At 37.6% G+C, this 23603-nt stretch carries 31 protein-coding genes, 1 pseudogene and 1 other annotated feature; of the genes and pseudogenes, 29 read left to right on the top strand and 3 right to left on the bottom strand.

Translation table 11 applies throughout. The annotated features are described in order from the left end of the window. Nucleotides 1-157: 157 nt before the first annotated feature. The 6 genes from STRIC_RS07235 to rpmA all read left to right on the top strand — a co-directional run bounded on the left by STRIC_RS07235 (nt 158) and on the right by rpmA (nt 4958). Nucleotides 158-1300 (top strand): cysteine desulfurase family protein, encoded by a 1143-nt coding sequence (locus tag STRIC_RS07235; RefSeq protein ID WP_008089128.1) that lies wholly within the window; start codon nt 158-160, stop codon nt 1298-1300. A 9-nt stretch (nt 1301-1309) separates the two neighbouring features. Beyond that, nucleotides 1310-2524: a tRNA uracil 4-sulfurtransferase ThiI gene (gene thiI / locus STRIC_RS07230; protein WP_040832176.1), complete on the top strand. Its 1215-nt coding sequence runs from the start codon at nt 1310-1312 to the stop codon at nt 2522-2524. Between the two features lie 81 nt (nt 2525-2605). After that, nucleotides 2606-3799, top strand: coding sequence for a CapA family protein (locus STRIC_RS07225; RefSeq protein WP_008089076.1), 1194 nt, complete (start codon nt 2606-2608; stop codon nt 3797-3799). 75 nt (nt 3800-3874) lie between these two features. Then, nucleotides 3875-3950 (top strand) — a sequence feature (ribosomal protein L21 leader region). 34 nt (nt 3951-3984) lie between these two features. Then, nucleotides 3985-4299, top strand: a complete 315-nt coding sequence (rplU, locus tag STRIC_RS07220; RefSeq protein WP_002985116.1) for a 50S ribosomal protein L21 — start codon at nt 3985-3987, stop codon at nt 4297-4299. Between the two features lie 11 nt (nt 4300-4310). Next, nucleotides 4311-4637, top strand: coding sequence for a ribosomal-processing cysteine protease Prp (locus STRIC_RS07215; RefSeq protein ID WP_008088900.1), 327 nt, complete (start codon nt 4311-4313; stop codon nt 4635-4637). Between the two features lie 27 nt (nt 4638-4664). Beyond that, nucleotides 4665-4958 carry a 50S ribosomal protein L27 gene (gene rpmA, locus STRIC_RS07210; protein WP_002985110.1) on the top strand — a complete coding sequence of 98 codons (294 nt, stop codon included), beginning with the start codon at nt 4665-4667 and terminating at the stop codon, nt 4956-4958. 83 nt (nt 4959-5041) lie between these two features. Here rpmA and STRIC_RS07205 read toward each other — a convergent pair whose 3' ends face one another. Next, nucleotides 5042-6145: a site-specific integrase gene (locus STRIC_RS07205; protein ID WP_008088680.1), complete on the bottom strand. Its 1104-nt coding sequence runs from the start codon at nt 6143-6145 to the stop codon at nt 5042-5044. A gap of 119 nt (nt 6146-6264) precedes the next feature. Beyond that, entirely contained in the window at nt 6265-7029 is a 765-nt protein-coding gene (locus STRIC_RS07200; RefSeq protein ID WP_008089544.1) for a LexA family transcriptional regulator, read from the bottom strand. 180 nt (nt 7030-7209) lie between these two features. Between STRIC_RS07200 and STRIC_RS12170 the strand changes: the two genes are divergently transcribed. The 4 genes from STRIC_RS12170 (at nt 7210) to STRIC_RS12165 (ending at nt 8369) form a co-directional block, all read left to right on the top strand. Further along, nucleotides 7210-7407: a hypothetical protein gene (locus tag STRIC_RS12170; protein ID WP_008089436.1), complete on the top strand. Its 198-nt coding sequence runs from the start codon at nt 7210-7212 to the stop codon at nt 7405-7407. Between the two features lie 338 nt (nt 7408-7745). After that, nucleotides 7746-7931, top strand: coding sequence for a helix-turn-helix domain-containing protein (locus tag STRIC_RS07190; RefSeq protein WP_008089260.1), 186 nt, complete (start codon nt 7746-7748; stop codon nt 7929-7931). A 14-nt stretch (nt 7932-7945) separates the two neighbouring features. Next, entirely contained in the window at nt 7946-8161 is a 216-nt protein-coding gene (locus STRIC_RS07185; protein WP_008088940.1) for a helix-turn-helix transcriptional regulator, read from the top strand. 31 nt (nt 8162-8192) lie between these two features. Further along, nucleotides 8193-8369: a hypothetical protein gene (locus STRIC_RS12165; RefSeq protein ID WP_008088863.1), complete on the top strand. Its 177-nt coding sequence runs from the start codon at nt 8193-8195 to the stop codon at nt 8367-8369. Here the strand turns inward: STRIC_RS12165 and STRIC_RS12455 are convergent. Then, nucleotides 8342-8485: a hypothetical protein gene (locus STRIC_RS12455; RefSeq protein ID WP_008088773.1), complete on the bottom strand. Its 144-nt coding sequence runs from the start codon at nt 8483-8485 to the stop codon at nt 8342-8344. The two genes, STRIC_RS12165 and STRIC_RS12455, sit on opposite strands and share 28 nt — an antisense overlap. Before the next feature lie 143 nt (nt 8486-8628). Here STRIC_RS12455 and STRIC_RS07180 point away from each other — a divergent pair, with 143 nt between their 5' ends. The 19 genes and pseudogenes from STRIC_RS07180 (at nt 8629) to STRIC_RS12970 (ending at nt 23600) form a co-directional block, all read left to right on the top strand. Next, nucleotides 8629-8814, top strand: a complete 186-nt coding sequence (locus STRIC_RS07180) for a helix-turn-helix domain-containing protein (protein ID WP_008089317.1) — start codon at nt 8629-8631, stop codon at nt 8812-8814. Nucleotides 8815-8945: 131 nt separating this feature from the next. After that, on the top strand, nt 8946-9809 hold the full coding sequence (locus tag STRIC_RS07175; RefSeq protein ID WP_008089056.1) for an IS982 family transposase: 864 nt from the start codon (nt 8946-8948) through the stop codon (nt 9807-9809). Further along, nucleotides 9796-11100, top strand: a complete 1305-nt coding sequence (locus tag STRIC_RS11860) for a phage Mu protein F-like protein (protein ID WP_008088755.1) — start codon at nt 9796-9798, stop codon at nt 11098-11100. Before STRIC_RS07175 ends, STRIC_RS11860 begins: the two co-directional genes overlap by 14 nt. A gap of 91 nt (nt 11101-11191) precedes the next feature. Then, nucleotides 11192-11467 (top strand): hypothetical protein, encoded by a 276-nt coding sequence (locus STRIC_RS07165; RefSeq protein WP_008088858.1) that lies wholly within the window; start codon nt 11192-11194, stop codon nt 11465-11467. A gap of 3 nt (nt 11468-11470) precedes the next feature. After that, a complete protein-coding gene (locus STRIC_RS12160; RefSeq protein WP_156033602.1) occupies nt 11471-11629 on the top strand; it encodes a hypothetical protein in 159 nt (52 codons plus the stop codon). A gap of 164 nt (nt 11630-11793) precedes the next feature. Further along, nucleotides 11794-12372 (top strand): phage scaffolding protein, encoded by a 579-nt coding sequence (locus STRIC_RS07160; protein WP_008089557.1) that lies wholly within the window; start codon nt 11794-11796, stop codon nt 12370-12372. 19 nt (nt 12373-12391) lie between these two features. Next, complete coding sequence (locus STRIC_RS07155; protein ID WP_008089226.1) at nt 12392-13249, top strand: P22 phage major capsid protein family protein; 858 nt, start codon at nt 12392-12394, stop codon at nt 13247-13249. A 13-nt stretch (nt 13250-13262) separates the two neighbouring features. Then, nucleotides 13263-13631 (top strand): hypothetical protein, encoded by a 369-nt coding sequence (locus STRIC_RS07150; RefSeq protein ID WP_008089342.1) that lies wholly within the window; start codon nt 13263-13265, stop codon nt 13629-13631. 34 nt (nt 13632-13665) lie between these two features. Then, nucleotides 13666-14196: a hypothetical protein gene (locus tag STRIC_RS07145; RefSeq protein WP_008089138.1), complete on the top strand. Its 531-nt coding sequence runs from the start codon at nt 13666-13668 to the stop codon at nt 14194-14196. Beyond that, entirely contained in the window at nt 14196-14495 is a 300-nt protein-coding gene (locus STRIC_RS07140) for a head-tail adaptor protein (protein WP_040832134.1), read from the top strand. The genes STRIC_RS07145 and STRIC_RS07140 overlap by 1 nt, the downstream gene beginning before the upstream one ends. Continuing rightward, nucleotides 14492-14896 carry an HK97-gp10 family putative phage morphogenesis protein gene (locus tag STRIC_RS07135; protein ID WP_008089120.1) on the top strand — a complete coding sequence of 135 codons (405 nt, stop codon included), beginning with the start codon at nt 14492-14494 and terminating at the stop codon, nt 14894-14896. The genes STRIC_RS07140 and STRIC_RS07135 overlap by 4 nt, the downstream gene beginning before the upstream one ends. A 1-nt stretch (nt 14897) precedes the next feature. Next, on the top strand, nt 14898-15263 hold the full coding sequence (locus STRIC_RS07130) for a hypothetical protein (protein WP_040832132.1): 366 nt from the start codon (nt 14898-14900) through the stop codon (nt 15261-15263). After that, nucleotides 15264-15875 carry a hypothetical protein gene (locus tag STRIC_RS07125; protein ID WP_008089325.1) on the top strand — a complete coding sequence of 204 codons (612 nt, stop codon included), beginning with the start codon at nt 15264-15266 and terminating at the stop codon, nt 15873-15875. Between the two features lie 3 nt (nt 15876-15878). Then, on the top strand, nt 15879-16307 hold the full coding sequence (locus STRIC_RS07120; protein ID WP_008089371.1) for a hypothetical protein: 429 nt from the start codon (nt 15879-15881) through the stop codon (nt 16305-16307). 71 nt (nt 16308-16378) lie between these two features. Next, entirely contained in the window at nt 16379-16633 is a 255-nt protein-coding gene (locus STRIC_RS07115; protein ID WP_234944202.1) for a hypothetical protein, read from the top strand. After that, a complete protein-coding gene (locus tag STRIC_RS07110; protein ID WP_008088744.1) occupies nt 16620-18104 on the top strand; it encodes a hypothetical protein in 1485 nt (494 codons plus the stop codon). Before STRIC_RS07115 ends, STRIC_RS07110 begins: the two co-directional genes overlap by 14 nt. Before the next feature lie 156 nt (nt 18105-18260). Next, entirely contained in the window at nt 18261-18707 is a 447-nt protein-coding gene (locus tag STRIC_RS11590; protein ID WP_156033600.1) for a phage tail tape measure protein, read from the top strand. Further along, nucleotides 18700-20175, top strand: coding sequence for a distal tail protein Dit (locus tag STRIC_RS07105; protein WP_008088706.1), 1476 nt, complete (start codon nt 18700-18702; stop codon nt 20173-20175). Before STRIC_RS11590 ends, STRIC_RS07105 begins: the two co-directional genes overlap by 8 nt. A 1-nt stretch (nt 20176) precedes the next feature. Continuing rightward, nucleotides 20177-23600: pseudogene (locus STRIC_RS12970) on the top strand (glucosaminidase domain-containing protein). Nucleotides 23601-23603: the final 3 nt, after the last annotated feature.

Below are 23603 nucleotides of genomic sequence, written 5' to 3'. Positions count from 1 at the left end.
CAACGTTAAACCTTAGGTTCACGAAAAAGAGAAGTGGTGACGTTTTTAGATAAAAAATATCAATGAGTTCTGATGATTTTAATGGCTCGAAAATGAGTTTTTCTTATTCCTTTAATTTATGATACAATAAAGTATTGAGAAAAAATGTAGGTGACAAATGATTTATTTTGATAATGCTGCTACCACTCTCCCCTACGCTGAATCGCTTAGGACTTATCAAGAGGTAGCCACGAAGATTTATGGCAACCCTTCTAGCTTGCATCAACTTGGAACTAATGCTAGTCGAATAGTCGAAGCCTCTCGAAAACAAATTGCTGATTTACTAGGAGTCCAAAAAGAGGAAATTTTCTTCACTTCTGGAGGAACAGAAAGTGATAACTGGGCACTTAAAGGAATTGCTTTTGAAAAAGCAAGTTATGGTAGACACATTATTGTATCAGTAATTGAACATCCAGCTATTAAAGAGAGTGCTAAGTGGCTAGAAGAAGAAGGGTTTGATATCTCTTATTCACCAGTTACAGAAGATGGTTTTATTAATCTAGAAGCTTTGGCTAACTTGATTCGAAAAGATACCATTTTGGTTTCTATTATGGCTGTTAACAATGAAGTAGGTTCTATACAGCCTATAAAATATATTTCAGAGTTATTAGCTGATAAACCAACTATTACTTTTCACGTAGATGCTGTCCAGGCTGTAGGCAAAATTCCATTAGACAGCTATCTGACAACGAGAGTTGATTTGGCCTCATTTTCAGGACATAAATTCCATGCTGTCAGAGGTGTAGGCATTCTTTATAAAAAGAATGGCAAACGTATCCGTCCTTTATTATCAGGTGGAGGTCAAGAAAGAAACTTACGATCAACTACGGAAAATGTAGCAGGGATTGCTAGTATGGCCAAAGCGTTACGCATAACCACTGAGAAACAAGTACAGGTAACCCCTAAAATTAAGGCTATGAAGATGAGTATGTTAAAGGCACTGCAAGCTTATCAAGATGTTTATCTTTTTTCCGGCGACGAGCATTTTGCCCCTAATATCTTGACTTTTGGCATTAAAGGTGTCCGAGGAGAAGTGATTGTTCATGCATTTGAGAAGCATGAGATTTATATTTCAACCACTAGTGCTTGTTCATCTAAAGCAGGTAGTCCATCTGGGACACTAATTTCCATGGGCGTCCCATCCCAGATGGCACAAACAGCTGTTAGGATAAGCCTAGATGACGATAATGATATGGGACAAGTTGAACAGTTCTTGACCATCTTTAAGCAAATTTATGATAAAACACAGAAAGTTAGATAATTACCAATCATGAAATATTCCGAAATTATGGTGCGCCATGGGGAACTGTCCACTAAGGGCAAAAACCGAATGCGCTTTATTAACAAATTAAAACGAAACATCCAAGATGTGCTAAGCATCTATCCCACTGTAACGGTTCGTTCAGATAGGGATCGGACCCATGTGTTTCTGAATGGCCAAGATCATGAGCCAGTTGTGGATACCTTAAAATTAGTCTTTGGCATTCAATCTTTATCCCCGGTTTATAAAGTTGAAAAAAGTGTCCAGGTTTTGGTTGAATCTGTTCAAGAGATTATGACCAGTCTTTATCAAGAGGGTTTGACCTTTAAGATTGCAAGTAAGCGGAGTGACCATCAGTTTGAGTTAGATAGCCGTGACCTAAATCACAAGTTAGGCTCTGCTGTTTTTGATGTCCTCCCTAATATTCAAGCACAAATGAAACATCCAGATGTGACTTTAAAAGTAGAAATCAGAGAAGAAGCAGCTTATCTTTCTCATGAAGATATTAAAGGAGCAGGTGGTTTACCAGTAGGTACCGCTGGAAAAGGCATGCTGATGCTTTCTGGTGGCATTGACTCTCCTGTGGCTGGGTACTTAGCTCTTAAACGTGGAGTTGATATTGAAGCGGTGCACTTTGCAAGTCCTCCTTACACCAGTCCAGGTGCTCTTAAAAAAGCCAAAGATTTAACCAGTCGTTTAACACGATTTGGAGGTAACATTCAATTTATTGAAGTCCCATTCACTGAGATTCAAGAAGAAATCAAAGCTAAAGCTCCTGAAGCTTATCTGATGACCTTGACGCGCCGTTTCATGATGCGAATTACAGATCGTCTACGGGAACAACGTGGTGCCTTAGTCATCATTAATGGCGAAAGCTTAGGACAGGTAGCTAGTCAGACCCTAGAAAGCATGCAAGCGATTAATGCCGTGACTGCCACACCTATCATTAGGCCAGTTGTTACGATGGATAAATTGGAAATCATTGATATTGCTCAAAAAATTGATACCTTTGAACTTTCTATCCAACCTTTTGAAGATTGCTGTACGATATTTGCGCCTGATCGTCCTAAAACCAATCCTAAATTAACCAATGTTGAAAAGTATGAAGAACGTTTTGATATTGAAGGATTGGTTCAAAGAGCAGTAGAAGGAATCATGATTACTGAAATAGGCCCCAAAGAGTCGAGTGATCACTTAGCAGACTTAATTGACGATTTACTTTAAAGAGGTTCCCTGAGGGAGCCTTTTTCTTATAGAGAAAAAAGAGGAGGAACATGGTATAATGGAAAAAAAGGAGGGCTAGCTTTGTTTAAAGAATTTCAATACAAAAAAACGACCATTTCGGTCTTAACGCTGATTGCTTCTATCTTGTTATTTTCACTAGTTTTTGATTTATTAGGGTTAAAAAAACATGAACAGGCATCTAAGCCAAAAACTAATCAGACTGTTAAGCAAGCACGGCTGATGGCAAATGGTGATATTTTAATTCACGATATTTTGTATACCAGTGCCCAAAAAGCAGATAATAGTTATGACTTTGACCCCTATTTTGAATATGTCAAGGATTGGATTAAGCAAGCCGACTTGGCAATTGCGGATTATGAAGGAACCATTAGTCCAGATTTTCCTTTAGCAGGTTACCCCTTGTTTAATGCCCCATCAGAAATTGCTAACGCTATTAAAGACACCGGTTATGATGTGGTCGATTTAGCGCATAATCATATTTTGGACTCACAATTAGAGGGAGCACTTCATACTAAAAAAGTATTCTCAGATTTAGGAATTGACAGTATCGGTGTTTATGAGAATAACCGAGAAACAGATCCTTTTTTAATCAAAGAGGTTAATGGGATTAAAATAGCTATTTTAGGCTATTCTTATGGCTATAATGGTATGGAAGCTAATTTAAGTCAAGAAGAATATGATAAGCACATGTCAGACCTTGATGAAGTAAAAATGAAAAAAGATATTCAAGCTGCTGAAAGAAAAGCTGATGTGACAGTTGTCATGCCTCAAATGGGAGTGGAGTATGCTTTGGATCCCACACCTGAGCAAAGACGTCTTTATCACAAGATGATTGATTGGGGAGCTGATGCTGTTTTAGGAGGGCATCCACATGTGGTGGAGCCAGCTGAAACAGTTATCAAAGATAAACAAAAGAAATTGATCATCTATTCTATGGGTAATTTTATTTCAAATCAGAGGTTAGAAACCGTTGATAACATCTGGACAGAGCGTGGTTTATTGATGGATTTAACCTTTGAGAAAAAAGGAAAAGTAACAATCATTAAAGACGTTAAGGCTCACCCTACCATGGTTTTAGCAAAACCAAAAGGGATTTATGGAAGTGAAGGGTATGAACTTTACAATTACCGAACCTTAATTTTAGAAGATTTTATTAAGGGTGGAAAATATCACAATACGATTGAATCTGATATTCAGGAAAAAGCCACCACAGCCTATAAGGAAATGCTAGAATTAGTTAATCTTAAGTGGTAAAAAATGTAAAAAGAGCCACATTTTGCTTGATTTAAAAAGCTTGAGGTGTTAAAATAGTGACGTTGACTAAATGCACATCCTGTGCAACCGCACGAAAATCGTCATAAGTAGAGTATAACTCTCACGATTCCAGGCGAGTCTTCACAGAGGGAGACCTCAGAAAAAATTTTTATAGGAGGTGCATCATGAGCACATACGCAATCATCAAAACTGGTGGAAAACAAGTTAAAGTTGAAGTAGGTCAAGCAATCTACGTTGAGAAAATTGACGCTGAAGCTGGCGCAGAAGTAACTTTTAACGAAGTTGTTCTTGTAGGTGGTGACAAAACTGTAGTTGGTACTCCAGTTGTTGAAGGAGCTACTGTTGTTGGAACTGTTGAAAAACAAGGAAAACAAAAGAAAGTTGTTACTTTCAAATACAAACCTAAAAAAGGTAGCCACCGTAAACAAGGTCATCGTCAACCTTACACTAAAGTTGTCATCAACGCTATCAACGCATAAGTTACTGACCTATGATTAAAGCAATTTTTACGCGTCAAAAGGATGGCCAACTGAGCAGTGTTAAACTGACAGGCCATGCAGGAAGTGGTAAATACGGCTTTGATATTGTCTGTGCTTCTGTTAGTACCTTAGCCATTAATTTTATTAATTCAATGGAAGTTCTAGCAGATTGTGAGGCAACAGTAACCATGAATGATGTTGAAGGTGGGTATATGGAAATTACCATTCCGCCTAATGACAATCAGGAGAAAATTCAACTTTTATTTGAATCTTTTCTTCTAGGAATGACTGTTTTGGCCAAAGATTCTTCGGAATTCATCAAAACAAAAGTCATCTAAATTTATTTTAAGAGAGGAAACAACATTATGTTAAAAATGAATCTTGCTAACTTGCAACTTTTCGCCCACAAAAAAGGTGGAGGTTCTACATCAAACGGACGTGACTCACAAGCAAAACGTCTTGGAGCTAAAGCAGCTGATGGTCAAACTGTTTCAGGTGGTTCAATTCTTTACCGCCAACGTGGAACACATATCTACCCTGGTGTAAACGTAGGCCGTGGTGGAGACGACACACTTTTTGCTAAAGTTGAAGGTGTTGTACGTTTCGAACGTAAAGGTCGCGATAAAAAACAAGTATCAGTTTACCCAGTAGCTAAATAATTGTTTAACATCGCATTACATAAGGCCTTCCGACTTTTCGGAAGGCTTTTTTTTGTTTTGGTACCCATTTTGGTACCCATATTCTAAAAGCCAATGTAGGATGCGAATTTATCTGCTACTTTATTTTTAGCTTTTTGTGTGACATGGGTATAGATATCCATAGTAGTTTGTATGTTTTCGTGACCTAATCTTTCTTGGACCTCTTTTATTGTTGCTCCAGCTTCAAACAGTAGGGAGCAGTGGGTGTGTCTGAATCCGTGTGGAGTTATCCTTTTGAAGTCTGGATGCTTTCTCCAAATACGATTTAGCATGTTGTTGACATTAACGATACTTTTTGGATTGCCATCTTCATTTTTAAAAAGTAAGTCTTTTGTGCTATATTTTTGCCATTGTTTCAAAATCTCAACAGTTCCAGGGTCTATTGTGATAGTCCGCTGACTTCTTTTAGTCTTGGGCGTTTGGAAGATTATTTTATTATTCGAACCTTTTGCCAGAGTTCTGCTAACAGTGATCTGTCCATTTCTTAGGTCAATGTCGCACCACTTTAAAGCGCCTATTTCGTTCTTCCTCATACCAGTAAAAGCAAGAAGTCTGAAAATGGTCAACATCTCTTGATCATCCATGTCAGTTACTAAGCTAAAAAACTTCTGTAGCTCTTCCTTATTGTAAAACTGTTCAAGTTCTTTCTTGTCGGATTTTTTACGTTTTGGCTTGATTGTTTTCGCCATTGGATTATTTTCGATAAGTTCCATTGATATAGCATAATTGAAGATTTGGTTGGCAATGCTTATGATGTTAAAAAAGCGTTTATAGGTTTTCGCCCATTGATTTACTTGTGTCTGACACATAGTAAGGCTTATTTTGTTAATAGCTTTATCTCCAAATATAGGTAGAATTAGTCTGTTGGCAATATCTGTCTGGCTGATATAAGTGGACTCTTTTACAGTATTTTTGTAGTGTTCTTTCCAAATTTCATAAACTTGTTTAAAGGTTGTAGTAGTGTTCTTAGTTCTAAAAGTCTTTTTTTCATAATCAGCTAAGCACTTCGCTTCAGCAAGTCTAGCTTGTCGTTCAGTTTTGAAACCTCTACGCTTAGTAATTATCTTTTTATTAGTTAATGGATCAATACCGTGATAAGCCTTAAAATAATAAGCAGTCGTACCGCCTTTTTCATACTGACCAATCATTGTTTTATACCTCTTTTTCTGTTAAAATGGGTATAGTAAAACACCTACACAAATGCAGGATTTTACTATACTGGAATTCGCCTCACGCTCTCCTCGCCAAATTTGAGCGTGGGGCTTTTTTATTTTTCTGAATAACTACCAACTACTTCTCCGATAATCCTAAAATCACTATCTGCATCGATTGGAATATCATCGTACTTGTCATTTAAACTATGCAAAAAAGCCCCCTCAGCGTTTATAAGTAGTTGTTTGATATAAGCGTCCCCATAGTATTCAAAAACTCCTATATCGCCATCTGTTAGCTCTACGGATAGCTTAACAAACACATAGTCCCCAGAGTGATAATCAGGTTCCATGGAATCGCCGTAGACAGGAATAACAAAATCAGCGTCATAGTCGACTGGCAACTCAATTGTTTCTACTTGCACATCATTTAGATATTGACCAGTACCTGCAGAAGCGGGGTGGTCGTAGTAGTTATAAGAGAATAATTCTACTACTGTGTCTTTACTGTCTTCTACTGTATTTTGTTCAGATAAAAGATTTTCACCGTATTTTACCCAATAACTATGACGAGGTTCTTTCAGCTCTTTATCTAATAAAGCGACTTTGTTGTTGATTTCTGTGGTGCTAGATTGCGGTTGAAGATGTACGACGGTTTCTTTACTTATAGGAGGGAAGAGTTCGTCTATCGAGATACCAAAAGCGTTAGCGATAGCGAACATCGTGTTCTTTTTGGGGGAGCGAAAACCCCGTTCATAATTACCGACAGCGTTTTTCCCCATACTAATTTGTTTTCCGAGTTCTTCCTGTGTCCAGCCTTTTTCGAGTCTGTACTGTTTTATTTTGTTACCGATGAAAACGGCTAATTTTTCTTTATCCATAAGAGCTCTCCTTGCTAATTACAAAAATATTTTAACACAAAAAACCACGAAAAGAAACTTTTTTTACGAAAAAACAAAAAAACAGTTGACAAAACCACGAAACGTGGTTTATACTATAATCAAGCTTAAGGAATTAAGCAAAATAAAAACTCCCGAGAGGGAGTGGAAAGGAGAGAAAAAGTGGACGAACAAAGCGCTTTAAAAACAGAAAATCTAGCACTCAAACGTGAGAATGCTAGATTACACAAGGTGATCGATATATTGACGAAAGTCTATATTGAGTCGATTCATGAGCAATCATCTTTAGCAGTTGATAGAATTACCTACTATGACAAGGGTAACAGCACCAAAAACAACCGTCAAAACGAAATCCAGTAGGATTCCATTCATACATTTGTTTGATAGCTTCTTGACAATTAGATTTCCAACCAATCTCAAGTTGATTATCTTTAATTGGCAAATAAGAACAAGTGGCGGTATGCACTTCGTGGCAACCATTATCGTCGGCTTTCTTGTTGCAAATATAATTTGGCATAAGCATTCTCCTTTCGCGTTCATTTGACTTGTCAATTCATAAGGAGGTTTTGAAGGGTAGTGACTTCAAATTTTGAATCGATTTGTCATATTTAAATTATACCAAAATAGAAAGGAAAGCACAGCTTATAGTTGTGGATAACTTATCAACAACTATATATTGTGTTTTAGAGGTGGTGACAATGTGGGAAAAATTGTCAAAAATGCTAGATGAAAGGAACATGACTATGTACCAACTGGCAAAACTTTCCGGAGTGAATAAAAGTCACTTTACAGACTTAAAAAGAGGCAAGATAAAAAATTTATCATGGCCAAACATGAAAAAAATTTCTGATGCTTTAGGTGTCAGCCTAGACGAATTCAAATAGAAAGGGGTGGGGGGATGCAGATTCTTCTGTATAAATTGCGAAAAGAACACAATATGACACAAGCTGATATAGCTGATATTTTAGGCAGATCAGAAAATTCGTATAGACAAAAAGAGCTTGGCCATCGTGATTTTTGGTCGTCTGAAATGTTTTTGATTGCTGATTTTTTTAATAAAGACATTAAGGATATTTTTTTGGATCTAAAGGCCACGAAACGTGTGCAAAACTGATAACTAAATTATACAACAGAAAGGAGACAGCATGAACGAAACACAAAACAAATTCTTAGAACTAATGCAAACAATATTAAATGAAATTAAAACCTCCGAAAATGACTACACAGCACATACACTTAATACTTGCTTAAGTCATTTGACAGAGGCTTACAAAGATTATTTAGATATTATGCATCATAATTCAGATAAAAATCGTTTGTAATAATCTTTGTATTTTGTGATTTGAGTAAAGTTCACACGATGATATTTTTCTTGAGAAAATCCAGCAGTCATTATAGCAATAGCTAAATCATGGGCAATTTGCTCTTTTGAAATCATAACCTTCCCTCCTTTCCATAATTTTTGAATACAACGGTGAGAGGTCATATTCGAATAAATTATATCAAAATAGAAAGGAAAACACAATCAATAGTTGTGGATAACTTATGAACAACTATATATTGTGTTTTGGTGAGTGGGTAATGTGGGGTAAATTATCAAAAATTTTATCAGAAAGAGGTATGACTATGTACCAATTAGCGAAACTTTCTGGAGTTAATAAAAGTCATTTTAGCGACTTAAAAAGCGGAAAAATAAAAAATTTGTCGTGGCCCAACATGGTCAAAATTTCTGACGCATTAGATGTCAGTTTAGACGAATTTAGATAACAAAAAAGTCCGACGGGAATCGGACTAAAAAGAAAAAATATTTATCCGTGGTGCTAGTTAATCTCAAAATACAATAAAAAGCCCAAAAGGACTATACTGTAAGTGCCTACACAAACAGGAGGTTAGTCCAAATGAGCCACTTACAGTATACAGCTAAATCCCATCACTTACAATGGAATATGCGTCAATTATCAAAAATTTGTTCTCAGTTTTATCAGGATTATTGTCCGGAAGACTTCAAACACCGTCGTAACGTCTGTCTGTCCAAAGTTTCAGACCAATCTCTTCTAGTTTTACTGCTATTACAAGCTGAACTAGGTATTAAATCACAACGTCACTTTTATAGGATTTGTCAGCTATTTCCCTGCGGTACATTACTAGAAAGAAGTCGCTTTAATAGGCGTGCAAGACAGTTGATTTGGCTGGTTCAAGTGATTCGTCAGGCAATGAACACTCAAATTTCTCCCAATACCATTGTTATTATAGACAGCTTTCCTTTGCCACTTTGTCAATCTATTCGTAACCACAGGTTCAGACTTTTCAATGGGATAGCTAATATTGGTTACACCGCCTCTAAACATATGTGGTTTTACGGTTTTAAGGTTCACATGCTAGTGACCTTATCAGGCTACATTCTGAATTATGTTGTCAGCCCAGCCTCTGTTCATGATATTAAGGCAGTTTACGAGTTGCTAGAAAGGTGTGAACAATCCGTCATTTTAGCAGACTTAGGTTACCTTAACCGTGAGCTGAAAGATGAGTTGAAGCAAAATGGCTATCACCTCTGGACTCCCTTGCGTCAAAATATGGAAGGGGCTAAACAGCATAATCATTGGAAACTAATGGCTATGAGACGAACCATTGAGACTAGATTTTCAGAACTTTGTTTCCTTTTTGATATGGAACGAACACTGGCTAGGGGCATGACAGGGCTGCAATTGAGGATTGAACAAATCATACTAGCTTACAATTTGAGATATTTTGAAATTAACTAGCACCATGGGTAACCTCTATGTGCAGACAATAAGAGACTTAAAATCAGCTTTACAATTTGACTATAGTCAACTAGGGGAGTTATCTTCGACAGAAAAGCTAAAATTAAGCCAAATGACAGCTCTTTTAAATCAGCTCGAGCAATCAACAGTTGAGTTAAAAAAGGGGCTTAAAACGCAAATTACAAGCCATTTAATTGATACTGGAAAACTAGCTTATAATGAGTTGTTTTACGAAGCAGAGAGCAAAAATGGAGCTATTAATTTTGCTTTGTTGAAGGACGACGAATTAAAGACTATTATTGAGACGCCTGTGGCTAACTTTAAATTATCAGATAGGCTAAATGATGGTGTTGTTGAAAAACTAAAAGCAAATATAAAAGATGATTTGACACGTATCTTCTTAGGTGGAGCTAGTTATCCAAAGGCTGCAGCAAGGCTAGCTGAACAAGGTTATAGTTCTTATCGTAGGGCGATGATGATAACAAGAACAGAAGCTGGGCGAGTGCAAGCTATTACACGCCAAAAGTCACAAATAGAGGCCGAAAAGCTCGGAATTGACTTTGAGAAGCAGTGGGTGGCGACACTCGATAAGAGAACCAGGCACAACCATGCTGAATTAGATGGTGTCAGGGTTAATCCTGATGGATATTTTCGTATAAATGGCCATAAGACAAAGCAGCCTCACATGTTTGGTATCGCTTCCGAAGACATTGCATGCCGGTGTAGAACAATATCGGTATTGGTCGATGAAATTGAACCGATGCAAAGAAGAGACAACGAAACAGGGAAGATAGTTGAATATAAAAACTATCGTGATTGGGAACGGAATAGAATTGAACCAAAGAGACCTAAAACAAAAACTAAGGCAGTTCCAATTGATCATGATAAGATCGTTAAAGATGTTCAGAAACCACTACAAAAACCAAAATATATTAAATCTAAATCTACAAAATTGGCAGATAAGCCTAGAGCAGAGTTAGAAATGGAACTTCAGAGGTTGAAAGAATCAAGAGATCTAAGGAAAGATAAACCTAAGACCAACAGGAAACCAAATGCTGATTACTACTCTATGAAATCAATTGATAAAATGAGCGAAGAAAAGCTCAAGAAAGTTGCTAAGAAATTAAGCATTAAGTACCACGAGAGCGGAAGAACCGGAATATCTACCAACTTCACTCCTGAAGAAATGACAGATATGTTATTGGCAGGTAAATCAAAATCTGAACTAAAAAAAGACGTAATAGCATTACAACGCAGATTAAAAAAATTTGGGATTAAAGCGAAAGGATAGTCATGAAACAATTAAAAGCCACAGGTACGCTGATAACGTGCCTTTTTAAATACCTTAAATATAAAGTTATCCACAGAAAAGCGAGGCATCTATGAAATATAAAAAGAAACCTGTCGAAGTTGAAGCGTTTCAGTGGTACGGTGATATTCATCAAAAAGAAGATCCAGAGTGGATAATTAGCGCGATTTCGGAAGAAAGAGCTTGGATTGAGGTTGACAAGGTTGTTAACAGTCCTGTTTTACGTACAAACACTTTAGAAGGTGTTATGACAGCATATCCTAGTGATTACATCATTAAAGGTATTCAAGGTGAGTTTTATCCTTGTAAGCCTGATGTCTTTGAACAAAGTTATGAAAAGGTGGAATAAGTCATGGATATGTATTTTAAACTTAGGTTAATTATGGAAGTCGGAGCTCTTATTGTAGTTATTCCGCTTTCTGCTTTTATGCTTTATATTGCTTTTAAAAAAGATAAAAAAAAGAAAGGAGATATCGCACTTGAAACCGACAGAAAACTGAAAGGAGCGTGATCCATTATCTTGACTAGTAGGAATAGACTACTAACAATTTAATAACAATGACCCTAATAGGGTCTTTTTTTATGCCCAAAATCGTCCGGCGTGACGTTAAACCGTACAGCATATCTCAAACTTTCGTGGTCGTCACACGTTAAACAGACGTAGAAGGAAGATGTATGAAACGTGAATTTTTAGCAGGACTTGAATTATCTGATGAAGTTATTAATCAAATTATGGCTGAACATGGCGAAACAGTCCAAGGATTACAGACAAAGCTTGATGAGTCTGAAAGCAAACTGGAGCAAGCTAACGGTACGCTTAACACCTTAAAAAAGAATAATAAGGATAACGAAGAACTGCAAAGTGAACTGAAAACGTATAAGGAAAAAGTCAACAAACTAGAAGCAGATGCTATCGAGACCGCCAAAAAGCAATCTATTAAAGACGCTCTTAGTGCAGCTAAAGCTACTGATGTTGATTACCTTATGTACAAACTTGGAGATATCGAAACTGATGATAGTGGAGCACTAAAAGAAATTGATAACAAAATCAAAGATTTACAAGATAACTATCCAAACTTTTTCGAGTCGAATCAAAAACAAACTCAAGATAATCCAGGAGGATACCAGCCACTTGGTGGAGCTGATATTGGCAACGGGAAACCGGCACATCAGTACACTGAAGCGGAGCTGAGCAGCATGAGTCCGGCTGAGATTAATGAGAACTGGGATGCCATCAAAGCATCCATGCAATAAGAAAGGAAAATAAAAAATTATGTCTATTGGAACTGATAACTTTAAAAACTTTATCCCAACACTTTGGAGTGCTCGATTACTTGCGTCACTTGATAAAAACCTTGTCTTTGAACAAATGGCCACAACTGATTATGAAGGAGAAATCAAAGGATACGGTGACGCTGTTAAAATTAATTCAATCGGCGAAATCACTATTAAAGACTACACAGGAGCAGATATTGATAATCCTGATGAACTGACAAGCACTCAAGTTGTATTGAACATTGACCAAGCTAAATATTTCCACTTCCAAGTTAAGGATGTTGTAAAAGCTCAGGCAAATGTCGATTTAATGGATAAATCAATGGAACGTGCTGGATATGCCTTGGCTGATCACATTGACCAAAAAATTGCAGCGTTGGCAGATGATTCAAGCATTAAGAATAAGTTTGGTGAAACTGGTTTTCCAAAAGCGATCACTGTTAAAAATGCTTATGATATGTTAGTGGACCTATCTGTTAAACTTGATGAATTAAACATTCCTAAGGTAGGGCGTAAAGTTGTGCTTCCATCTTGGTACATTGGCATGCTGCGTAAAGATGTTCGCTTCGTTGATAACTTTAACGTACTTGCTAACGGTATTGTTGAAGGTGCAATGGTTGCAGGAATCCAGCTATTAACATCTAACAACATCAAGAAATCTTCTGAAGAATTTACTACAATTGCTGGGACACAAAATGGTATTGCTTTTGCTAAACAAATTGTCGAAACTGAAGCATACCGTCCAGAGAAAAACTTCTCAGATGCAGTTAAAGGTTTACTTGTTTATGGTTTGAAAGTAATTGACCCTCGTCAAGTAATCTCATTCTGTGTAAAACAAGGTCAAGAAATTGTCTAATCAGGAGGATTGAATGAGTAAGAAACTTGTAGAAAAGAATATCGTAATTGATACCTTTATTGATTCCGATGATGAGCGTGTTCAATATCCAATTGGATCGCTTTATCCTCGTGAGGGGTACGAACCAACACCGGAACGTGTCGCTCAGTTACGAAGCGGAAATAATGCTAAAGGTGTCGCTTTGATTAAAAAATTGATAGAACTTCCGCCAAAAAAAGTTGAACTCACAGAAGAAAGTCCACTTTATCCTAAGGAAGCTGAAACAGTAGAGTTGGATAGAACTGCCATTAAAGCTGAGTTAGACTCACTCGGAATCAGTTATGCAAAAAATGCTAAAACAGAAATTTTAGCAGAATTATTGAAGGCACAAAAAGGGGAGTAGTCATCTACTCTCCTTTAATTTTGAAGGAGAAACTATGATTATTTCACTAGATGAGGCACAAAAGTTAGACAAATCAGCTACCGAAGAAACTTGCGATGGCTTAGAAATTATGATTCGTAAACTGACCAATAATAATTTCCAAGTTGTTAACTTTAGATGTGAAGGGCTTATCTTGTTAGATAAGACTATCAGAGTAAGCGATGGCAGGCTTGATATTTTTAAGGTCGGCGATACTATCGAGATTAACGGGACTCATTATAACGATGGTTTATACACTGTTAAAAACGCCTCAGTCGACACTTTGACAGTTGATGGTGATTTTATCAGTGAAGTTAACTCAGAGGCTATTTTAACGCTTGTCAGATATCCTAGTGATGTTTTATCTGGTGTTAAAAAGCTACTAGCTTATGATGCCAAAATGGCAGATAAAATTGGTATTAAATCTGAATTCATCAGTAGATGGTCTGTAACATATTACGATGTGACATCATCAGAAACAGAAGAAGGTTATCCATCTAGCCTGCTTGGATTTTTGAAAAAGTACCGGAAGATTAGGTGGTCTTAATGGATTTTACTATCTTAAAATATACCCAAACAGGTACAAATGATGTTGGACAACCGATATATTGCCACGAAAAATCAATTGTGTTTACTGGATGGCTAGATATGTTATCTGGTGATGAGAGAGACCCAAAGGCTATCCCTACTAGTTCAAGTCATGTCATTATTACGCCTGATACTACTATTAGTATCACAAATGCTGACCGTATCATGGGCAACGGAACTATTTATGAGATTACTTTTGTAGATAATCCGGTTAATATTGATCATCACTTAGAAATCTATTTGAAGGTGGTTGCATGACTTTTATAAATAATAGTTCGCTTGTAAAAAAGTCTATTGAACGACAAGCCATAAAAGGACTTATCGAAGCAGCAATGTTGGTAGAAGCACAAGCTGTTCTTTTAGTACCTGTTGATTCTGGGGCCTTAAAAGAAAGCATTGGCTACAAAGTTAGCGAGTCAGAGCTAATAGCGTATGTAGGTACTAATGTTGAGTATGCTATTTGGGTTGAGTTTGGGACAGGAGAATTTGCTGAAAAAGGAAACGGTCGAAAAGGTGGATGGATTTATCAGACACCAGATGGTAAGACTCACTTTACTTACGGTAATAAACCAAGTCCTTACTTAAAAACTGCTTTTAGAAAAACCAAGAAACAAGTACAACGGATTTTGGAAAAGGCCCTTAGAGATCTCGGAGGATGATTTGAAATCAGTTATAAAACATATTATTGATACTTGTAGTCCTGTTGTTGATACTTATTTCCGTGTCAATCCAATGGAGCAACCAACTTATCCATACTCTGTTTTTAGCTATCAAGGAGAAAGTAGGGAATGGGAACAAGACGGTGCTTATGTTGACATGGATTTATTTGATAACGGAGGTACTGACGATTCACGAATCGAAACATCATTAAGCAAGCTAAAGAGTGTTTTAGAACACCATTCGGCTATGCTTGATGATTGTTATTTGAGATTTAGATTCGATGGTTCGAACGTCATAGAGACGATGTCTGATACATTGCAAAGGCGCAGTATTAGACTATACATTACTATAGATTGGAGAAAATAGATGACTAAAACAAAAGTCAAACGCACAGGTTACACCAAGAACACACCTAAAAGTTACTTAATCAATGCCGGTGCTGTTTATAAAAATTTGGCCTGGAATCAAGAAGCTTCTCAATGGGAAGGCGAGCTACTAGGGGCAACTTCAGATGGTAATAAGTTAAAAATTGAACAAAATTACCGTACGATTGAAATTGATGGTGTTTTTGTAGCTGCAGTAGGTCAAAAGGTGTTGGAGAGTCAATCTGCTACGATTGAAATTAACATGAAAGAGCTGACTGCTGAAAATTTACGTTTAGCAATTAACGGTAAACTTGATACTGGAGATGGAAAGACATCGCCATCAGACTATAAAGTTATTAGTGGTAAAGCTAAACTTGAAAACACTGATTATATTGCAAATCTAGGACTTGTAGCTACATTATCTGGAACAGACAAGCCCGTTATTGTTATTTTAGATAACGCTCTTTGCACGTCTGGGCTAGAATTTGACACAAAGGATAATGAAGAAGCTGTTATTACAATGACATTTGAAGCTCACGCAAATGAGGATCAAATTGATAACCTAACACTTCCTTGTCGTATTTATTATCCAGAAGTTAGCTTGGAGGTTTAATGAATGGCTGATAAACTAGAAATGCGTGAACTTAACGGAGGCGACATCTTTACGATGTTAGCTATCATTGGGAAGTTAAATATCAAAGATCAAGTAGTTGAATTAATTGAGCGACAATTTAGTAATGCTCCAGATTTACCAGGCTTAGATAGTTTCAAAAAAAAGAAACTTACTAAAGCTGAAAAAGAAGCTCAAGAAGCTGAAATTGAAAAACGTGGTATGAAGCTTGTAGCTGACCTCGGTTTTACCATTATGGGACATATCGGAGATGCTAAAAGCGAAATTAATACCTTTCTTGCTGACTTAACAGGAACAACTAAGAAAGATATTGAAAATCTAAGTATGATTGATTATACTGCGCTGATTGTTAGCTTCGGAAAAAAGGCGGAATTAAAGGATTTTTTCCAATCTATTTCTTCTCTCTTGGCTTAGATAACAATCGATTAAAAGATATACTTTTTAAAAGATATGGAAATCCAACAGATTTACTCAAGCAACAAGACTTGAAAGAATCGTTGGATTTCTTTTTGTATCTATTCGAAAAAGAAGATGAAGAAAAGTTGACTGAAATATGGATATCTAAAGATTTTGAAATATCACTTGATGAGTTTCTCAAGAAATATTCTAAAAAAAGCCATATCGATAAACAAAAACAAAAGAGGCAGTCTATCGAAAGAGATAAGCAAGTTATCGCTCAAGCTGAAGCTATTTTAAAAATAAAGAATGTAAAGGAGGATAAGCTAGATGGAAATATCTAAACTGTTTGGGTCGATTGGTTTAAAAAATAAAGAAGCTAACCAAGCTATTGATGAAACTACTGGCAAAGCCGAAGAATCTAGCGGCAAAATAATCTCTACATTCAAAAAAATGGCAGGTATTTTAGGTACCTTATTCGCTGGTAAAGTTATCTTTGATTTTGGCAAGTCAGTTGTTGAAGCAGCAGCTACTGCAAAAGCGATAGACAGCCAATTTAGTCAAGTTTTTGGTGATATCGAAAAAACTGCCCAAGACAAGCTTAACTCTGTTGCCAAAGCGGCAGGTGCTCTCCCAAATAGGATTAAACCTGCATTTAATCAGATTGCATCTTTCGCAAAAGTAACTGGGATGAGCGCAGAAGAATCTCTTAATTTTACTGCTCGAGCAACTGCTGCAGCTGCCGATAGTGCGGCATTTTATGATAAGTCTTTAGAAGAGACAACGGATACTCTGAAATCATACCTTAAAGGAAACTACGAGGTGGCAGATAATCTAGGAATCTTATCTACTGAGACAACACGTAATGCAGCTGCTACTAGAATGTTTGGTCAGGCCTTTAAGGATTTATCTGGTCAGCAACAACAGCAAGTACTACTTCAAATGTACGAGGATGCCAACAAGGTATCCGGTGCAATGGGCCAAGCAGCACGAGAATCAGATGGATTTGAAAATGTCATAGGTAACTTGAAGCAGGCTTGGACAGATTTCAAGGTTATCGTAGGTGGTCCACTACTTGGTCCAGTTGTTACAGGATTACAAAGTGCTGTTAAATGGATAGAAAAAGCCCAAGATTGGATAGGAAACTTGAAAGTTGCCTTGCAAGACAATGGTGCTATTAAAACCTTTGGTGAAGCTTTTAATAATTTAAAGGATATTTTTAGTACCATTTCTAGTTCTATATCAGAATTTATTAACAAAACACTGGGACTTGATCAAAGTAAAACTAGTGTTGAAAGTGTAGGTTCTGCTATTAAAGATGTGGCTCAGTTTTTAAAAGTTGCTACTGAAAGCATTCAAGGTTTTATCAATTGGTTCCAACAAGGAGGAATGGCTGTTGATATTCTAAAATCATCAATCATGGGTGTAGTATTCGCATGGGGAGCTTACAAATTAGTTGCCGGTACAATTGCAATTATCGAAGGTGCAAAAAATTTAGCCTTAGGTATTGGTAACGGGCTTATGTTAGCAAGATTTGTTAAAACCAATGCACTTACAGCTGCTGAAGGGGCACATGCTGCGGCAACCGTTGCTGGTACTGGAGCGATGGCAGCATTTAATGCAGTTATGGCTATAAATCCATTTGTTTTACTTATTGCTGCTATTGCTGCTATTGCTGCAGTAGTTGCAGCTTTGGTATGGTTCTTTACACAAACAGAAACCGGTAAGAAAATTTGGCAAGATTTCACTTCTTGGCTGGGATCAACATGGAATTCGTTGTCAGAAAGTGGTAAACAGATTTTTGATAAAATTTGAAAATTCATAAGTGAAACATGGGAATCTGCAAAAACAAAAACTGCTGAAGTTTGGGATGGAATAAAATCAACCATTTCTGAAAAGATAGAAGCAGCAAAAAATGTTGTTAAATCAACTATTGATAAAATAAAAAATCTATTTAACTTCAAATGGAGCTTGCCTCACATTAAACTTCCGCATTTTAGAGTTAGCGGAGGGAAGGCGCCTTGGGGATTTATGGGCAAAGGTTCTTTACCTTCTGTTGGCGTAGAATGGTATGCCAAAGGCGGTATTATGACCGCCCCAACTCTATTTGGAATGAATGGCAACAATGCTATGGTTGGTGGTGAAGCAGGGCCAGAAGCAGTATTGCCACTTAATAAGAATACACTTGGCCAAATCGGAGAAGGTATTTATTCGGCAACAGATAGTGAAGTTGGATCGTCTGTACTGGTGGAACTATTAACAGAAGTGGTAGATTTACTTGGAATGTTAGTCGATAAAGACCCTGATTTTTACCTTGATGGTGATTCTATCGTGGCCAAGACATGGTCTAAAACAAAAGACAAAATCGAACTAGCTACATCAAGGAATAGAAGATTGAGAGGAGATGTCAATGTCTAAGGTTTTTAAAAGCATGAAATACAATGGTATCTCCTTAGATCCGTATCTTGTAGTTAAAAAAATTTATAGACCTCCAACTGCAGATATTACTAATGAAACAAAACACATTGCTATTAGAGGACTGTCACTGACAAGGCGTCGGTTTGGAGGCAAAGTTATTAAGGTCGATGTCTTTATCAAATCTGATGTGTTGGGAGCAATCGACAAGTTAAACAGTATTTTCGCTGAACAGGAAAAGAAACTAGAATTTGATGATCAACCAGATAGATACTACATTGTATCTTTGCAAAGTTTTGGCGACCCATCAAGTTCGGTACGAAATGCTGACTTAAGCTTAACATTCTTGTCCGTTGACGGTGTAGCTCACTCCACTAGTTATAAAAAATTAACGACTTATAATAAAGTCGGAGATAAGCTTGTTTTTGATGTGGTAAACAACGGCAACGTTGCCGCTTACCCTATTATTACGGTGAAACATAATAACGAAAACGGCTATCTTGCTTTTGTTAATAGGTTATCTGTATTTGAGGTAGGAGATAGAGAGGTTGCTGACTCGGAGACAAGGGAAAAATCAATAGTGGCCTATGATTTTAGAGATGACAAGATAGTCAATGCTTTATCAACCGGCCAGAAAAATGTTGCTATTTTAAATGACTCAACACAAGTTCTTGATAAAAATTTGCTAACAAATACTGTTTGGGGAAGAAAACATATCGAGTTAGAAGGAAGTGTTGCCCCAAGCGGAAATCATGCCGGGTCGTTAACATTTGATATACCAGATGGCGGTAGTCTGTACGATTACCACTGGTGGAGGCAAATTTTTTGGGTCGGAACTGTATCTCAGCTTGGATTTATCAAAATTATGGTATCCGACGAAAAAGGACAATTTTTATACGGAGTAGAGACTATAAAAAGAGCATCAGGAACAAAAACAGAATATAACTTTTTTGTCACTGATGGGAATGGCGGTTATAAAATAACTGATTTACGTTGGACATTTGATGCTACTCATATCGAAACACAAAATCCCTTTAACGAGCCTCGAGGTTGGTCTGACCTAAAGCGTTCCGATGACACGATTTCTGCTTTTTGGTGGGGTAGTCAAAATAAACGGACTTTTCCAGAGCTAAAAGGTAAGAAATCTGCAAAAATTCACATTGCACTCGGAAGTTTCCAAGGTAAGCCCATACCAACACATATGTATATTGATGGATACTCATATCAAAAAGATAAGGTTCCATTTGAATACAATGTGCCAAATGCCTATGGTCCAGGGACAGAAGTTGTCATCAATTCTGAAAATGACACCATTTTAGTAAATAATATTCCAAAAGCCAACGAAGCAATCGATGGCTTTTTAAGTTTTCCAAAAATTCCGCCAGGAAAATCCACAATGGAAATTACGGCATCATCTTGGGTGACGAGTTTGCCAGAAATATCAATAAAATTTGAAGAAAGGTATCTATAGCATGCTATTAACAATCCATAACGCACAATTACAAAAGGTGGCTTACATCGATAACGAAAAGCAAGATACCTTGAATTACTACGATGATAAATTTTCTCAGTACCTAAAAACGGCAAATTCGACGTTTGAATTTACAGTTTATAAGCGTGGTATTAAATCTGACACAATAAAAGAAAAGGCCTATCTGACACTAACAGAGAGGTCTTTTGTGTCTTTTAAGTATAATGGTAAATCTTATCTTTTTAACGTTATGACCACTGACGAAACTGACACAGAAATCCACTGCTACTGTGAGAATTTAAACTTAGAACTTTTAAATGAATATGCAGGGCCTTATAAAGCTGCTAATCAGATGACATTTGTTGATTATTGCAATCTTTTTGGAGTTCTTAGGTTTGGAGCAATCTCCATTGGTGTCAATGAGGTGGCTGATGCGAAACGAACTATTGAATGGACTGGCCAAGATACTAATCTTAAGCGTCTATTGTCCATAGCTAATAACTTCGATGCTGAGATAGAGTTTGTTACTAATCTAAAGAGCGATTCCTCGCTCAAGTCCTTTGTGATGAATATCTATAAAAAGTATGATGGGAAGAATCAAGGAGTTGGTCGAAGGCGTGATGATATCATTTTGCAATATGGCAAGAATATAGAGACCGTACGCCGAAAAATAGATAAGACAAACCTTTATAATGCTATCAGACCAAGTGGAAGATCTACAACCACTACGACAACGAACACTAGACAAGGCGCTGCACCGCTAAGCAAGGTGTCGTGGTCTGGTGGGAATCTCACATATGCAGGCCACGTCATGACATCGTCCACTGTCAGCACTATCTTAAACCTTTGTAGTAAATATAAGCTCTTGCCATCTGGTGTGTTTAGTCAGTTATACCTCGAGTCTTTTTGGGGTGATACTCCTGTTGGTCGTTCTGATAATAACTGGGGGGGCATCACATGGACCGGTGCTACGACAAGACCAAGTGGCATTATAGTTTCACAAGGCCAACCTCGAGCAGAGGGTGGTTTTTATAATCATTATGCTAGTGTAGATGACTATTTAAAGGATTACACGTACTTGCTAGCTGAGCAAGGCATATATGCCGTCAAAGGTAAATCAACCATTGATGAGTACACCAAAGGTCTTTTTAGAGTTGGTGGTGCGACATACGATTATGCAGCTGCCGGATATACTCACTATGCACCTCTCATGCGAGACATTCGAGGTGGTATCAACCGTAATAATAACGGCGCAATGGATAACGTTGATAACCAGTTTAAAAGCGGAGGTACAACGAGTGCTGGCGTATCTCAAGTCGCGTCTAAAACAAAAGCAATCCTCGATGAGGCCAGTGGTCTAAAAGGGCGCTTAGTTGGTAGCGGTCAATGTTATGCCCTGTCTGCATGGTGGGCTATGAAGTTAGATGGTCCAGGACTTGGTGGAGGGGTTACCGGTTTTAGGGGCCTCATTGGAGCTGGTCAAGCTGCGTCTAATATTGGTACCGACTACAACTGGGGTCAATTCGGTTGGAAAGTGGTGCAGCCGAATAAAGTAGCAGATTTAATCGCTGGATCAATAGCTAATATCAAAGCTAATGCAAGTGGCCCTGTCTATACAACTGGATGGGGTCATACTGTAATAATTAAATCATTATCTGGTGATACTTTAACAGTTTTAGAGCAAAACTTTGCAGGACATCAATACGTCGAGGAAAGAACATACTCAGCTAGTGCTTATTTGAGTGTCATCCAAACTTTATGCTATCCACCGGAAATTGTCCAAGGTAAACGAGTAGAGGGAACAGTAACTCAAGAAGAGCCACAAGATGAATCTGTAACAACTACCGAAGAAAAAGAAGTATCAATCAATCCATCGCTTTATCGTGAATGGAAAAATGATAAAGGGCAAGTTGAATTTTATGTTAAAAATGGTTTGCTATATGCTCCGTTATCTAAGTCGCTTTATCCGTCGGCTTTTACAGGAATTGAAACAGATGATAACTGGATACGTAAAGACTTACAAGTTGAGACCGAAAGCGAAGAAGTGCTTATCTCGACGGGCACTTGCCGATTTAAGGAAACATTGCTATCCCGCAATTACTTATGAAGTATCAGGATATGTAGGAGATTTAGACATCGGTGACACTATCAAGATTAATGATCCTGAATACACACCTAGCCTAATCTTACAAGCTCGTGTAAGTGAGCAGCATATCTCATTTACAGAGCCAGGACAAAACACAACTGTTTTTGATAATTTTAGAGCCTTAGAAAGCAAAGTATCTCAAAGTTTGATTGACCGGATGAGCGAGTTGGCTGAAGCTGCCAAACCTTATGATTTGAGGCTTATCACTGATAACGGCAATGTGTTTTCTAATGGCGTTGGTCGCTCGGTTTTAACTGCCGAGTTATGGAAAAGCAATAAGAAAATTAATGCTACATTCCAATTTAAACGAGAAAACTCTTTGTTAGGGGCAGGGCTTCAGTTAGCTGTTGACGCTACAAATGTCCCAGAAGACAAACCGCTTATTATCACGGTTGAAGCTTATATTGGCAATGACCTAATAGCAAGTAAGCAGATTACTTTTACAAACTCTTCGGGAGAACAAGGTCCTGCAGGTCGTGGTATTACATCAACGGAGGACTATTATTTGGCATCTCCGAATCGCACAGGAGTAACCTCAGCAACCTCTGGTTGGACTAAAACGCCACAGGAGATTACAGAGACAAACAAGTACCACTGGTATTATCACGTCGACATTTACTCAGATAGTACTCGAAAAGAGACGTTGCCTGCAATCATTGGTGTTTACGGTGAAAAGGGTGATCAAGGTTCTCCAGGCAAAAAAGGAGATCCCGGAGAAAAAGGAGATCCCGGACCTGCCGGAGCGCTAGATGAAAAACAATTACAAGATATCAATAATAAGATTGATAGCAAAGCTGACGCTGGTCTGACAATTGAGCAAATCAATAAACTAGCAGAGTTGCAGGCAAAAGCAAGTGTTGATGCACTGGCAAGTATGCAAAAGCAAATTCAGGCAGCTATTGATGCCATGAATGCCAGTCAAAAATTATCTGAGCAGGATTTAATTATTGCAGGTCAAAGGGCTATCAAAGCACAAAATGATTTGCTTGATTTAAAAGAGCAGTGGAATTTTATTGACAATTACATGTCGGCATCTGAGGAAGGTCTGATTATTGGGTCTAAAGACGGTACAAGTTCCGTGCGTGTCGCTAAAGACCGCGTCGCCTTTTACTCATCAGGTGCAGAAGTCGCATCAATCACAGGCGGTATGCTCAAAATTGATAACGGTATGTTTGTGGCGACTCTACAAGTTGGTCATTTCCGAGAGGAGATGTTCAAAGTGGATGGGGTAGACAAACACATGAATGTTACAAAATACTATAAAACGATTGTGGGGTGATTA

This window comes from Streptococcus ictaluri 707-05 (assembly GCF_000188015.2).
Lineage (GTDB): Bacteria > Bacillota > Bacilli > Lactobacillales > Streptococcaceae > Streptococcus > Streptococcus ictaluri.
This window is presented reverse-complemented; position numbering and strand designations above follow the sequence as displayed.

Excerpts from the sequence above, each read along its gene's own strand:
- STRIC_RS07150 (WP_008089342.1), top strand. The coding sequence starts at position 13,263 with ATGAGTAAGAAACTTGTAGAAAAGAATATCGTAATTGATACCTTTATT.
- STRIC_RS07180 (WP_008089317.1), top strand. The coding sequence starts at position 8,629 with ATGTGGGGTAAATTATCAAAAATTTTATCAGAAAGAGGTATGACTATG.
- STRIC_RS07125 (WP_008089325.1), top strand. The coding sequence starts at position 15,264 with ATGACTAAAACAAAAGTCAAACGCACAGGTTACACCAAGAACACACCT.
- STRIC_RS07235 (WP_008089128.1), top strand. The coding sequence starts at position 158 with ATGATTTATTTTGATAATGCTGCTACCACTCTCCCCTACGCTGAATCG.
- STRIC_RS07145 (WP_008089138.1), top strand. The coding sequence starts at position 13,666 with ATGATTATTTCACTAGATGAGGCACAAAAGTTAGACAAATCAGCTACC.
- STRIC_RS07160 (WP_008089557.1), top strand. The coding sequence starts at position 11,794 with ATGAAACGTGAATTTTTAGCAGGACTTGAATTATCTGATGAAGTTATT.
- STRIC_RS07215 (WP_008088900.1), top strand. The coding sequence starts at position 4,311 with ATGATTAAAGCAATTTTTACGCGTCAAAAGGATGGCCAACTGAGCAGT.
- STRIC_RS07185 (WP_008088940.1), top strand. The coding sequence starts at position 7,946 with ATGCAGATTCTTCTGTATAAATTGCGAAAAGAACACAATATGACACAA.
- thiI (WP_040832176.1), top strand. The coding sequence starts at position 1,310 with ATGAAATATTCCGAAATTATGGTGCGCCATGGGGAACTGTCCACTAAG.
- rpmA (WP_002985110.1), top strand. The coding sequence starts at position 4,665 with ATGTTAAAAATGAATCTTGCTAACTTGCAACTTTTCGCCCACAAAAAA.
- STRIC_RS12165 (WP_008088863.1), top strand. The coding sequence starts at position 8,193 with ATGAACGAAACACAAAACAAATTCTTAGAACTAATGCAAACAATATTA.
- STRIC_RS07200 (WP_008089544.1), bottom strand. The coding sequence starts at position 7,029 with ATGGATAAAGAAAAATTAGCCGTTTTCATCGGTAACAAAATAAAACAG.
- STRIC_RS07120 (WP_008089371.1), top strand. The coding sequence starts at position 15,879 with ATGGCTGATAAACTAGAAATGCGTGAACTTAACGGAGGCGACATCTTT.
- STRIC_RS07105 (WP_008088706.1), top strand. The coding sequence starts at position 18,700 with ATGTCTAAGGTTTTTAAAAGCATGAAATACAATGGTATCTCCTTAGAT.
- STRIC_RS07140 (WP_040832134.1), top strand. The coding sequence starts at position 14,196 with ATGGATTTTACTATCTTAAAATATACCCAAACAGGTACAAATGATGTT.
- STRIC_RS07165 (WP_008088858.1), top strand. The coding sequence starts at position 11,192 with ATGAAATATAAAAAGAAACCTGTCGAAGTTGAAGCGTTTCAGTGGTAC.
- STRIC_RS07190 (WP_008089260.1), top strand. The coding sequence starts at position 7,746 with ATGTGGGAAAAATTGTCAAAAATGCTAGATGAAAGGAACATGACTATG.
- STRIC_RS07110 (WP_008088744.1), top strand. The coding sequence starts at position 16,620 with ATGGAAATATCTAAACTGTTTGGGTCGATTGGTTTAAAAAATAAAGAA.
- STRIC_RS07205 (WP_008088680.1), bottom strand. The coding sequence starts at position 6,145 with ATGATTGGTCAGTATGAAAAAGGCGGTACGACTGCTTATTATTTTAAG.
- STRIC_RS07175 (WP_008089056.1), top strand. The coding sequence starts at position 8,946 with ATGAGCCACTTACAGTATACAGCTAAATCCCATCACTTACAATGGAAT.
- STRIC_RS12455 (WP_008088773.1), bottom strand. The coding sequence starts at position 8,485 with ATGATTTCAAAAGAGCAAATTGCCCATGATTTAGCTATTGCTATAATG.
- STRIC_RS12160 (WP_156033602.1), top strand. The coding sequence starts at position 11,471 with ATGGATATGTATTTTAAACTTAGGTTAATTATGGAAGTCGGAGCTCTT.
- STRIC_RS07135 (WP_008089120.1), top strand. The coding sequence starts at position 14,492 with ATGACTTTTATAAATAATAGTTCGCTTGTAAAAAAGTCTATTGAACGA.
- rplU (WP_002985116.1), top strand. The coding sequence starts at position 3,985 with ATGAGCACATACGCAATCATCAAAACTGGTGGAAAACAAGTTAAAGTT.
- STRIC_RS07155 (WP_008089226.1), top strand. The coding sequence starts at position 12,392 with ATGTCTATTGGAACTGATAACTTTAAAAACTTTATCCCAACACTTTGG.